We start from the raw sequence: 12,417 nt of genomic DNA on the forward strand, positions 1-12,417 counted from the left end.
CGCTATTCCTCTCTCAAAGGGCGGGTCATCAGCCCCGCAATCGCTGACTGCACGTTTATCGTGCCGGTCACCAGTGCGGCAACCGTTTCCGTGATCGGCAGGTCCAGCCCCTGTTCGCGACCCAGCTCTGCCACGGAACGCGCGGTTGCCACCCCTTCGACAGTGGCATTGGGTTGGGCCGAGGTACCGTCGCCAAGTGCGAAACCCATCTGATAGTTCCGGGACTGTGCCGAGGTGCAGGTCAGCGCCAGATCGCCAAAGCCCGACAGGCCCGACAGCGTGCGCGCATCCGCCCCCTGGGTGACCGCAAGGCGCACCATTTCGGCAAATCCCCGGGTCATCAAAGCCGCGCGTGCGCTTTCCCCCAAACCGGCGCCCATCACCGCGCCACAGGCAATCGCAATTACGTTTTTCAGCGCCCCGCCCAGCTCGGCCCCGATCGTATCCGATGTTGTGTAAAGGCGCAGGTTCTGCGTGGTCAGAGCCTGTTGCAAGGTCTTGCCGCGATCCGCGTCCGCGCAGGCAAGCGTCAGCGCCGTGGGCAAACCCTGGGCAATATCGCGGGCAAAACTGGGCCCGGTCAGCAGGGCCGCATGGGCCTGGTCCACCTCGGCTCCGATGATGCGGATGGGCCCGAGGTGGGAGCCCAGTTCGACCCCCTTGCAACACGCAACCAGCGCTTTGCCCGACAACACGTGCGCATGGAGCTGCAACACCGCTCGCAACTGCTGCATTGGCACAGCCAACAGCAATGTCTCGGCTCGGGCGGCCTGCCGTATGTCGCCCGTGACTGTTAATTCAGGGGGCAGCGCGATACCGGGCAGGCGCTGAGCGTTTTCGCGCATGGTGCGCATCGTCTGGACCTGGTCGGAGGATCGCGACCAGAGGGTTACGGGCCCGCTTCCGGCCAAGGAAATGGCCAGAGCCGTGCCAAAGGCGCCGGATCCGATCACCGATACGCTCATGCCTTTGCCCCTTTGCGGCCTGATCCCAAAAGGGCAGGCTGGCTTTGATCCAACGGCCAGCGTGGGCGCGCAGACAGGGTCAGGTCATCGCGGTCACCGGTCAGAAACCGCAGCCCGCCCGCATAGGCGATCATCGCCGCGTTGTCGGTGCACAGTTGCAGGGGTGGCGCTGCAAAACGAACGCCCAGATCGGAGGAAACCGTCTCTAATGCAGCACGAATGGTCTGATTTGCCGCAACACCTCCTGCGACGGCGAAGCTGGGCGCGGCAGGGGCTTCGGACAGGTAGCGGGCCAACGCAATGCGCGCCTTGGCGCCCAAGACGTCGCTGACCGCAGCCTGAAACCCGGCGCAGAGATCGGCCCGATCTTGCCGTGTTAGGCCCTGTTTTTGCGCGACAAGCCCGTCACGCGCCCGCAACACAGCGGTCTTGAGGCCGGAAAAAGACATGTTGCAATCGTCCCGGTCCAGCAGAGGGCGAGGCAGGGCGAACCGCGCGGGATCGCCGGATTGCGCCTCCCGCTCGACCGAGGGGCCGCCGGGTTGCGGCAAACCCAAAAGGCGCGCGGTCTTGTCAAAGGCTTCGCCTGGCGCGTCGTCAATCGTACCGCCCAGGCGCACGAACGCGGAGGCGGAGCGGACGATCAGGAACTGACAGTGCCCGCCCGAGACCAAGAGCGTCAGATAGGGATAGTCCAGCCCATCGGTCAGACGTGCGGTCAGCGCATGCCCGGCGAGATGGTTCACTCCGATCAGGGGCAGGCCGGTTGCCGCGCTCAGCCCCTTTGCACACATAACACCCGACAACACGCCGCCGATCAGGCCGGGGCCCGCAGTCACTGCAATCGCGTCCAGATCCGACAGGGACAGCTTGGCCTGCGTGAGAGCCGCATCGACGCAGCCATCGAGCTTTTCTGTGTGTGCGCGCGCAGCGATTTCCGGCACCACACCGCCGAAATCCGCATGTAGGTCGGACTGACCCGCAACCACCGAGGACAGGATCTCTCCGCGCTGGTCGTTTCTCAGCCGGACAACCGCCGCTGCTGTGTCGTCACAGCTGCTCTCCAGACCAAGGATGATCACGTCTTTTGCCAATTGTGCCGCCGTTGCATGATGAACGCTCCGCAGGTACCACCTGATATCCCTGCAAACAATCCCGGCGGACCGGATGACCCTGACCCGACCCACGCTCTTGCTGACCCGGCCCGAAGATGCCGCGCGCCGCTTTCTCGGCCAGCTGGATCCGGCGCTGGTGGCTCAGTCCGCTGTCTGCATATCCCCGTTGATCCGGATTGTGCCCCGGACCGACCCGGTCGAGACGGGCACGGCGCGGGGCCTGATCTTCACTTCGGCCAATGCGGTGCGGGCGGCGGAACACGTTTTTATCGGGCGCGATTTGCCCGCCTATTGCGTTGGCGGCGCAACCGCGAGCGCGGCCCGCCAGGCGGGATGGATTGCGCATCAGATCGGCCCGGATGCCGATGCCCTGGTCGTCGGATTGATCCGCGAAAGACCGGACGGGCCGCTTGTGCATTTGCGGGGACGGCATGCGCGCGGCGATATCGCGCAGCGGCTGACTGCCTGCGATCTGCCCACCCGGGAGCATGTGATCTATGATCAGATCGCATTGCCATTGTCGTCCGAGGCTTTGAGATTTCTAGATAACCCAGGTCCGAAGATTGCACCTGTCTTTTCACCCAGAACCGCTTGTTTACTGGCCGATGCGACGGATCGACCGCTGGTTTTGGCAGCGCTCAGCCCTGCTGTGGCGGGCGCTTTCGGCGACAGGCCCGGCTGCACGATCCACATCGCCGCATCTCCCGATGCCCGGTCGATGGGCGCGCTGGTGGAAAAACTGATGCAATCCGCTCTGTCGGGTTGAGAGCCTAAGGCGCGCGCACTAAACTCATGCGATGCGCCCCATCCGGGTGGAAAAGGAATCAATAAGGGGTTCTGTGACGTGGCCGCGAAGAAAACAAAATCTGACGATGCGGCAAAAGAGAGCCGGAACAAGCCAGAGGACCGTTCGGAAGACACTGTTTCGCCGACGCTCGACAGAGGCGTATCCGGTGAGGATCAGACGGGGCCGTCGAACAACAGCACGGCAAAGGCGGCATCCTTTGCCAAAGACGTGGCCGATCTCTCCAGCGATGCCGAGGTCGTGCAGCCGGAGCCCGTCCCTGAAACTGGCGACACCACTGCCGCGAAGCGGGCCAAAGGTCCAGACGCCGACGCTGGGGCGTCGCAGGATGAGAGCTTGACCGGCGGCGATCCAGAGAAACCCTCCGAGACCGAGACCGAGACCGAGACCGAGACCGAGACCGAGACCGAGACCGAAGCGGCGCGGTCGGACGAGGCGTCTGCGGACACCCAATCCGAATCGGCACCCGAGCGGGAGCGCGTCGTCGAAAAGATCGTCGAGAAACGCGCCGGTTTCTTTCCCGCACTTATCGGCGGGCTTCTGGCCGGGCTCTTGGGATTTGCAGCCGGATCGAGCGATGTGCTGGCGCCCTACTTGCCCGAAACGCTGCAACGATCGGCGCAGCAGGATGAAACAGCACAACAGATCGCGACGCTGCGTGACCAGATTGCAGCGCTGGAGGCCGAAGTGGCCAACCCTCCTGCGGTTCCTGCTCCGGACCTTTCTGGGATCGAGGCACAGGTTCAGGATGGGCTTTCGGCCCAGTCTCAGGCGTTGGACGCCGCACAATCGGCCCTGTCCGGCCGTCTGGATGCGCTGGAGGCACGCCTGACAGAGATCGCCCAGGCCCCGCTGGAGGCCGCCGTTTCCGACGAGGCGATTGCCGCATATGAGCGCGAACTGGCGGCTGTGCAGGATGCCATGGCCCAGCAACGTGCCGAGGTTGAAGAGATGATCGCCGAAGCCGCCCGGATGGAAGCCGATGCCGACGAAAGCGCGCGTATCGCTCGGGCTCAGGCAGCGGTCACGCGCCTTTTTGCCGCCCTGGACAACGGCGACGGATTTGCGACTGAAGTCACCGAACTGCAAACGCTGGGCGTCTCGGTGCCCGATGCGCTGGCGTCATCCTCGGATGGCGTCGACGCCCTGTCGGCGCTCCGGGCGGATTTCCCCTCGCTGGCCCGCACCGCACTCGCCACGGCGCGCGAGGCCGACAGCGCCAGTGGCGGCGTCACCGGGTTCCTGCAACGTCAGTTGGGCGCCCGGTCCGTGGCGCCGCGCGACGGCGACGATCCCGATGCGATCCTCTCGCGGGCGGAAGCGGCCCTGACAGAGGGCGATCTGGATCAGACGCTTTCCGAACTGGCCGCGCTGCCGGAGGTCGCTCAGGCATCACTGGCGGAATGGACCGACAGGGCCTCGGCCCGGCTTGCGGCTCTGGCCGCGGCGGATGATCTCGCAACCTCTCTGGCGGGCAACTGAAAGGATCACCTCTGATGCTCTGGTCTCTTATCAAGATCCTTTTGTTTGTGGTGGTCGTGGGCGCGCTCACGCTCGGCGCCGAATACCTGCTGGAATCCGAAGGCGGCGTGCAACTGACTGTTGCTGGCACCGAATACACGTTGGGTCCGCTGCAATCTGTGATCGCCGCCGCGGTTCTGGTTTTCGCGGTCTGGGTCCTTTTGAAACTGGTGTCGTTCCTTGTGGCGGTCTGGCGGTTCCTGAATGGGGATGAGACGGCGATATCGCGCTATTTCGACCGTAACCGCGAACGCAAGGGGTTCCAGGCCCTGTCCGAAGGGATGATGGCGCTGGCCTCGGGCGAAGGGCGGCTGGCGATGGCCAAGGCCGCCAAGGCGGAGAAGTATCTGCAAAAGCCCGAACTGACCAACCTGCTGACCGCACAGGCGGCGGAACTGTCGGGGGATCGCAAAAAGGCCGAGGATACATATAAGAAACTGATCGCCAGCGAGACGACCAAATTCGTCGGCGTGCGTGGGATCATGAAACAGCGGCTGGCCGATGGCGACACCGATACGGCGCGCAAGTTGGCCGAAAAGGCATTTCAGCTCAAACCCAAGCACGAGGAAACGCAGGACGTTCTGTTGACGCTGCAAGCGCAGGCGCAGGATTGGTCCGGCGCGCGCAAGACGCTGAGCGCCAAGCTGAAGAACGGCAACCTGCCGCGCGATGTGCATCGCCGTCGCGACGCCGTTCTGGCACTGTCCGAAGCCAAAGAGATCCTGAACGACGAGAACTCCATCGACGCGCGTGAGGCCGCGATCGAGGCGAACCGCATGTCGCCGGATCTGATCCCGGCGGCGATCATGGCCGCGCGCTCCTATATCGAAAAGGGCAAACCGAAATACGCCATCCGCGTATTGAAGAAGGCCTGGGAGGTACAACCGCACCCCGAACTGGCTGCGGCCTTTGCCGAGATCGCACCGAATGAGACCCCGAAGGAGCGGATCAAGCGGTTCGGTGTGCTGACCCGGATCAAACCGGATCATCCCGAAACCCGCCTGGTTCTGGCCGAACTCAACCTCGCGGCAGAGGATTTCCCCGAGGCGCGCCGCGCGCTGGGCGATCTGGTCGACAGCCAGGGCGATGCGCGTGCGCTGACGATTATGGCTGCGATTGAACGGGGTGAAGGGGCGCCGGACGCGGTTGTCAAAGGCTGGCTGGCACGTGCGCTGAATGCACCGCGCGGGCCACAATGGGTCTGCGACAATTGCCAGCATGCCCATGCCGACTGGACCCCGATCTGCAAGAATTGTCAGAGCTTTGATACGCTGAGCTGGCGCGCCCCGTCCGCCGCCGAGGTGTCAAGCGCCACCGGTGTTCAGATGCTGCCGCTGATCGTGGGCAGCCTGGAAGACAAGTCGGCCGAAGAGGATGTCCCCGAGGCCGAGGTCGAGGTCGTCGACGCGGCAGAGGTGATACCTCCAACGGAGGAGCCGATCGGCCCTCCCATCGTCGAGGAAAACCCACCCGAAACGGTTGAGGCTGAACTCGCCCGCGAGAAATAGAGGTGGGCTTTTCCCTGTTGTTATCCGCAGATCGGATCCGCCCCATTGCGGAGCGGGGCCGTGTCACATCGGGATTTGTACCAGCTTAGCCGCAGCAATTGCCCGGCAGTTCGGGTGCCGTGACCCCACTGTGATTGCAGCAGCCGCCCTTCCACCAATCGGCACCCGGTCCGTGGCAGTATTTGTCATCCGCCCCGGTCATCTTCATGAAGAGCGGGTGGTAGTTGCGGCAAACCTCAAGCTCGGTCTTGACCCAGTGTAACGGATCGCGCCCGTAATGGTCCCAGTAGTCGCCATCCATGTTCAGCCCCGGCACGGCCGGGTTCCACGATTCGTCCAGCCACAGATCGACATCGCCGTATTTGGCACAAAGCTTGCGGATCGCAGGATCGTCCAGCGCGCCAAGGCGTCCGTTTTCGATCAGCGTTTCGTTATCGCCCTCGCGCTCCATCGTGTAGGTGGGGAAGTAGAGATGCAGGTGCCAGTGCCCCACCAGATGGCCCGCTCGCGCCGCGCGGCGTTCGGCCATGGAACTGATGATCGTGCCGAAGCCCATATGGATCACGCCCGAGCGCACACGTTCGTAAAGGCAATTGACGAAGCCTGACGGGAAATCCTTGCGCGGGCGATGCACATGGGGGTTGGTGCCAATCGACGCTTCCCACCAGTAAAGGAGGCCCTTGCCCGGAAACTCGGGATACTGGATGTGATCGGTTTCGGCCTTGAGCCTGCGCAACCGGTCGCCGAATTCGCCCCCCTCATTGATCTGGGTGATCTGCGAGTTCTCGACGATCAGTTGGGTCCAGTCGCAGGGCGCGATATGGTTGGTCGTGCCCGCGATCACACCGTTGCCGTCTTCCTTGCCTGGCAGGAACATCCACGGGCGGCCCGTCACATGGCCGGGCAGGTATTGCTTGCCGAAATGTTCGTTCGTGGTCCAGGTGGCTGCGGTCAGGTCGGGGTCATAGAACTCACGCTTGCTGTCCCAGTATCCGGCGTGATTTGTGAACTCGATATCGGTGCCTTCGGGGTCAACGATGCGCGCGCGTTTGCAGGTGCGCACCCTGTCCCAGGTCCAGCGGTCGATGGCGTTGAGTACCTCAATCGGCATCGCATGCGCGGGCGAGGCGAGGATTTCCGGTGTGATGAATGGCATGCGCTGGATCTTGATGAACCGTTCAGCAAGGACCGGGCCGCCATAGCCCATCAGGATCTTGTCGTAGGTCTGCTTTTTCTCCTCCTCTTCCCACCAATCCATCCATTCGGCCAGTTCTTTGGTGCGGAAAAGATAGTAATCCACCTCGTCCGAGCCGATCCATTGCGGCACCGGACCCCGGTCGATCTTCTTGATCTCGTATATCACACCGTATTTTTCGAGGATCTTCTGGCAGGCCTGAATGACCAGATCGGAATGCCAGTTATCGACCCTGAGCAGCACCCGCTCGCCCGGTTGCAGATCCCAGCAGGCGTTCAGCCCGTGGTTATAGGGACGCTGCGCCACATGTTCGAGATAGGGCAGCAACTGATCGGGATGCGTCACCTCCACAAAGGGTGGGCAGCGGGGCGGGCGTGTGGCCTGCAAGGGCGGGCTTTGGAAGGTCGGCGCACCCTTGGGCCGGGCCGAGACGCGATCCCGACCGGGCGTGGCGCTAAGCTCATGCAGGGGCCGTTCCGAGGCGATGCGTGTGAAATCTTCGGGCATTCTCTTCGTCCTTCCTTACGACACTTTTGCCGCCTTGAGGTCCATCAGCAGGAATTGCGCCTGCCGATCCTCGATCTCTTCAAAGCCGATGAAGGTTTTGAAATCCGCCATACTCATCACCGGATGGGGCAGGGCCAGAGTACCGCCATCGGCGATGAGGCGGGCGTAATTGTCCTGCATGGCGCGCGCAGCGCTCATCAAGCCAACCAGCGGATAGCAGGCCAGCCCTGCGACCGTGCCGATCTGCTTCGACGTCAGGTCCTTTTCGAGCCAACCGAGGATTTGCAGGCTGAGCGGTACCCCCACCGCATCGCGCAGCCGTTTCAGCCCGGCGAAATCGGTGAATGTCCGGCTGATCGGCTGGATCAGATCGGCACCAGCCTCCACATACATCCTGGCCCGCTCGATGCTGTCGTCCTCGGTCATGGCGTCGGTGCGCGCGATGATCAGCGTGTCGGGATCGCGCCGCGCCTCGACCGCCGCGCGGATCTTGGCGGCGTGCTCATAAGCCGGGATGATCTCCAGCTGATTTGCGGCGGCGGCACAGCGTTTGGGGGCGGTCTGATCCTCGAACACCATGCCGCAGACACCGGCCTGCTCGAATTCCCGCACGGTGCGCATCACGTTGATCGCATTGCCATAACCGGTGTCGGTATCGGCCACGACCGGCACCGTGACCGCATTGGCGATATTGCGCACGACCGTGAGGTTCTCGGTCATGGTATAGAGCTCCACGTCCGGGAACCCGAGATGCGAGGCCGAAACGGCAAAGCCCGAGGTGAAGACCGCCTGCGCGCCTGCCTTTTCGGCCATGAGCGCGGACATCGCGTCAAAGCACCCCGGCAACATCTGGGTTTCGCCCGCGCGTACCTTTGCGGCGAAAGTCGTTTTGAAATCGGGGTCTAGCATTGGCTGGCCTCTTCTTCCTCGCGGGCATGCAGATATCCGACGATACCGCCCGCCTCCAACATCAGGCGATCACCGTCCGACAGCGGCTCGAAATCCATTTCGGTCGCTTGGGTCAGGTTGCGCAGCGTGGCGCTGTGCCAATCGATCTCCACCTCGTCCCAGCGGTTGACGGCGGTCAGAATCCCCGGGCAGGCGACCTGGGGAAAGCCCATCGCGATCTCGCCCCGCCAATAGCCGGGCGAAAAGCTTTCGGCGATCACCCCGGCGATGCCCAATTGCCGCATGCCGATCATCGGCGGGTAATGCGGATGGCCATAGCCGAAATTGTGATTGCCGATCAGCAGATCGCCGGGCCGGACCTTGTCTGCAAAACCGGGTTCTTCGGCGGCCAAGCAAAGTTTGGCCAGCGCGTCGGGGTCCTTGATTTTGATATTTTTGACGCCGATGATTTGGTCAACGTCGAAGTCTTCATCCTCGAACATCCAGGCGACGCGGCCCTTGAGATTTGCCAGCGCCATCGCGTTACCCTTTCAGATAAGGGCGCGGATCCGCGATGCGCCCTTCGATGGCCGAGGCCGCGACGGCGGCGGCGTTCACGATATAGATCTCGCTGTCGGGCGACCCCATGCGCCCGCGCACGTTCAGCGTGCCGGTCGAAACCGCCCGCTGCCCGTCGCGCATCACGCCCATCCGGCCAAAGCAGTAATCGCAAGAGGAGGACGAGATAAACGCCCCCGCCGCGATCAGCCGGGTCAGGATGCCCTGTGCCGCAGCCTCCTTCATGATCTCGTTAGAAGTGGGGATCACGTTGAGCTGGAAGCCGTCTTTCACCCTGTGACCGTCCAGCACATCGGCGGCCAGTGCCAGATCCTCCACCCGGCCCGACGCGCAGGAGCCGAGATAGCCCACCTGCACCTCGGTGCCCGCAACCTCACTGAGATCGCGGGTATTGGCAGGGCTGGGCGGAATGACGGCGATGGGTTCCAGATCGGTGACGTCGATCGAGTGGCGCGCGTGGTAAACGGCGTCCTCGTCGGAGAAAAGTGGGTCGATATCGAGCCGTTGCCGTTCGCGGATGTATGCGAGCGCCTTGTCATCGGGGTTGATGATGGCCGTGATCGCCCCGGTGAACATCGCCAGAGAGGTGATCGTCTGCCGACCCGACAGCGAAATCGCGTCGATGCCTAGGCCACCCAGCTCCATCACCATACCGCGACAGGACCGTGGTCCCAGAACACGCACGATGTGATGGAAGAGGTCGCGCGCCGTCACGCCGGGTTGCAATGCGCCCGTGATGTCGATCCGCACCGTTTCGGGCACCTTGAACTTGATGCGTTCCTTGACGAAGGCCTCAAGCAGATGCCGCCGCACGCCGACGGCGAGTGTGCCGAAGGTGCCAAGCTGGGAGATATGGCCGTCGAAATGCACCACGAAGGCGCCCGGCGTGGCATAGCCCAGCTCGGCCGCGACCTGATGACCGATGCCCTTGCGCTCATAGACGGGCACGTTGTTCTTGCGACCCCAGGCACGGGTGATCTCGTGCAACTCCTCCTCGGCGGTGGTGGCGGCGGGCACCATATGATCGATGAACAGCGCATACCGGTCCGGCTCGGCCACTTTGTCGATGCCGAACTCCTCCTCCATCTGGCGGAAAATCACATCCGTATAGCCGGGAAAATCATAGGCGATGACGAAATCCGGCTTGGCCAGAACCTCGTCCCCGGCATGGACCGTTTCGCGGTCTGACACACGCGCCAGTATCTTTTCGGCAATTGTATATCCCACGCGCCGACGTCCTCTTCTCTTCGGATCCAACGAGGTAATTGTGTGTCTTGATCTGATAGAAAGTCAACTGACAACGAAAATTTCATATAATGAAATACTAGCTTGCGTGACCACGAACCATGCGCTGCATGTCGGTCGCTGCGGTTTGCAAGGCCGCCAACAGCTCTGCCTGGGCCGCGCCAACAAATCGCGGCGTCAAGCCGCCGGAGGAGATCGCGGCAAGGATCTGCCCCTCATCATCCAACAGCGGCACCGCCATTGCTGAGAGGCCCGTGGCGATCTCGTCATGTTTGACAATCACGCCATTGGCGCGAATATCCGCGACCTCCTGTCGCAAAAGGCCACGCCCCTCTTCCAGCTCATCCAGAAGGCGCGCGCGCGTTTCCTCATCCTTGTAGGCCAGCAGGACCCGAGGGGCCGTGCCCCGGTCAAACGGTCGGGTTTCGCCCACCGCCCACCATCGCACCTCGATCGCCTGACCGCCGTTATGGCGTGCGGTACAAAGCGCCTCGTCCCCATGCGGAATGGACAGATAGACAGTCGTTTGCGTATCGACGGCGAGCTGGATCAGGCGCCTTTCGACCAGGCTGGTGAGGGTCAGCGATTCGGGTACGGCGCGCGCAAGATCCAGCAACCCGGTTGACGCGCTATAGCGTCCAGAAGACGGGTCTTGATGAACCAACCCCTCGTCCCGCAGGGTCACCAGGATGCGCCGCGTCGTACCCGCATCCAGCCCGGTGGCGCGCACAATCTCGTTCAGCGCAAGGTATGGTTGATTGGTGGAAAACGTGCGCAGGATGGCAACTGCGCGCGAAATGGCCCGGACACGGGGCAGGGTCGCGCCCTGCTGTCCGCGTGGTTGAGTGGTCTTGGTCACAGAGCGATCCAGTCAAAGAATTTCATTAGATGAAATATAAATTACATGTTGACACAGCACAACCCCGCTATGCGATATTGCTCCGGACTGATCCGACGAGATCGGTGTAGGGAGGATATTAAATGAAACGTTTGCTCAGTGGATTTCTGATGCCCGCGCTTGTGGCTGCGGGTCTTGTCACCGTCGCGCTGCCCGCGCCCGCCGAGGCACAGATGCGCGAATTGCGCTTTGCCGAGTTTGGCCCCAATCGCGGAACCCGTGCGGCGGCTCTGGAATGGCTCGACCAAGAGATGCGGGACCGCAGCGGCGGTACGCTTGGCCTGAACATCACATGGGGCGGTGCGCTTTTGGGTGCAAAGACCGCAGCACAGGGTCTATCGGACGGTGTGGCGGATATGGCGTCGATCGTGCCGGTCTATGCGCCGGGTCAATTGGTGGCCTACGAGGTCGTCGACACGATCCAGTTTGGTGACGAATGGGTCGGCATGATGGCCACCTATGAGTTGATGACCACGAACGAGGCCGCACTGGCCGAGCAGAAGAAGGCCAATATCAAGTATTTCGGCAACTATACCACCGGACCCACACAGCTTTTGATGCGGGATACGCCAGTAGCGACCGCCGCCGATCTGGATGGCAAGACGATCCGCGCGACTGGTGCCTTTGTCCCCGCGTTGGAGGCCAAGGGTGCCTCAACCGTGTCGATGTCACAGCCCAAGGTCTATGAAGCGATCTCGAACGGGTCGGTCGATGGGTCGACGACATATTACTACGTGGCCAAGGCCTATAAGCATTATGAGGTCGCGGACTATATCACGGCGCTCGATATGGGTCAGGTGCTGGCCTTTGGTATCGGCATGAACATGAACACCTACATGAGCCTTACCCCGGAGCAGCAGGCGCTTGTGGACGAGCTGGGCCGCGACTTTACCGTTTATATGGCGGAAAAGATGTATACCTCCAGAACCGAGACACGGGCCGAGCTTGAGGCCGGTATCGATGGTCACAAGATCGAGATCGTGGAACCCACGGCCGAGCTGCGTGCTGCGCTGGTCAAGGTGGCAAATGAAGACGTGGCTAGCTGGAAGGAGAAGGCCAGCGAAAAGGGTCTCGATGCCGGGGGTGTCTATGACGCGTTTGCGGCGCTGGTGGACAAATACACCGCCGCGCGGGACGCCGACGGCTATCCCTGGGACGTCAAGAGCAACTGATTATGACCCCGAAACCGGC

Annotated in this window: 11 protein-coding genes; 4 read left to right on the top strand and 7 right to left on the bottom strand. The window is 62.5% G+C overall.

From position 1 onward, the window contains the following. Positions 1–2 precede the first annotated feature (2 nt). A complete protein-coding gene (locus HEP69_RS00825) occupies positions 3–965 on the bottom strand; it encodes an NAD(P)H-dependent glycerol-3-phosphate dehydrogenase (protein ID WP_290556610.1) in 963 nt (320 codons plus the stop codon). Next, positions 962–2,059, bottom strand: a complete 1,098-nt coding sequence (gene tsaD / locus HEP69_RS00830; protein WP_290556611.1) for a tRNA (adenosine(37)-N6)-threonylcarbamoyltransferase complex transferase subunit TsaD — start codon at positions 2,057–2,059, stop codon at positions 962–964. The genes HEP69_RS00825 and tsaD overlap by 4 nt, the downstream gene beginning before the upstream one ends. Positions 2,060–2,132: 73 nt before the next feature. Between tsaD and HEP69_RS00835 the strand changes: the two genes are divergently transcribed. From HEP69_RS00835 to HEP69_RS00845, 3 genes are all read left to right on the top strand, one after another. Then, a complete protein-coding gene (locus tag HEP69_RS00835) occupies positions 2,133–2,846 on the top strand; it encodes a uroporphyrinogen-III synthase (protein WP_290556612.1) in 714 nt (237 codons plus the stop codon). Positions 2,847–2,924: 78 nt separating this feature from the next. After that, complete coding sequence (locus tag HEP69_RS00840; protein ID WP_290556613.1) at positions 2,925–4,367, top strand: hypothetical protein; 1,443 nt, start codon at positions 2,925–2,927, stop codon at positions 4,365–4,367. Positions 4,368–4,381: 14 nt separating this feature from the next. Next, positions 4,382–5,914, top strand: coding sequence for a heme biosynthesis HemY N-terminal domain-containing protein (locus HEP69_RS00845; protein ID WP_290556614.1), 1,533 nt, complete (start codon positions 4,382–4,384; stop codon positions 5,912–5,914). An 85-nt stretch (positions 5,915–5,999) separates the two neighbouring features. Here HEP69_RS00845 and HEP69_RS00850 read toward each other — a convergent pair whose 3' ends face one another. From HEP69_RS00850 to HEP69_RS00870, 5 genes are all read right to left on the bottom strand, one after another. Further along, positions 6,000–7,616 (bottom strand): hypothetical protein, encoded by a 1,617-nt coding sequence (locus tag HEP69_RS00850; protein ID WP_290556615.1) that lies wholly within the window; start codon positions 7,614–7,616, stop codon positions 6,000–6,002. 15 nt (positions 7,617–7,631) lie between these two features. Beyond that, the gene (locus HEP69_RS00855; protein ID WP_290556616.1) at positions 7,632–8,525 is read right to left on the bottom strand and encodes an isocitrate lyase/PEP mutase family protein; all 894 of its coding nucleotides are present in this window, start codon (positions 8,523–8,525) and stop codon (positions 7,632–7,634) included. Next, a complete protein-coding gene (locus HEP69_RS00860; protein WP_290556617.1) occupies positions 8,519–9,043 on the bottom strand; it encodes a hypothetical protein in 525 nt (174 codons plus the stop codon). The genes HEP69_RS00855 and HEP69_RS00860 overlap by 7 nt, the downstream gene beginning before the upstream one ends. Positions 9,044–9,047: 4 nt before the next feature. After that, entirely contained in the window at positions 9,048–10,310 is a 1,263-nt protein-coding gene (locus HEP69_RS00865) for an aconitase family protein (RefSeq protein WP_290556618.1), read from the bottom strand. Between the two features lie 97 nt (positions 10,311–10,407). Then, positions 10,408–11,187, bottom strand: a complete 780-nt coding sequence (locus tag HEP69_RS00870; RefSeq protein ID WP_290556619.1) for a helix-turn-helix domain-containing protein — start codon at positions 11,185–11,187, stop codon at positions 10,408–10,410. A gap of 122 nt (positions 11,188–11,309) precedes the next feature. Here HEP69_RS00870 and dctP point away from each other — a divergent pair, with 122 nt between their 5' ends. Beyond that, positions 11,310–12,398 (top strand): TRAP transporter substrate-binding protein DctP, encoded by a 1,089-nt coding sequence (gene dctP, locus HEP69_RS00875; RefSeq protein ID WP_290556620.1) that lies wholly within the window; start codon positions 11,310–11,312, stop codon positions 12,396–12,398. Positions 12,399–12,417: the final 19 nt, after the last annotated feature.

Origin of the sequence: Aestuariivita sp., assembly GCF_021404545.1 — a bacterium.
Taxonomy (GTDB): Bacteria; Pseudomonadota; Alphaproteobacteria; order Rhodobacterales; family Rhodobacteraceae; genus Aestuariivita.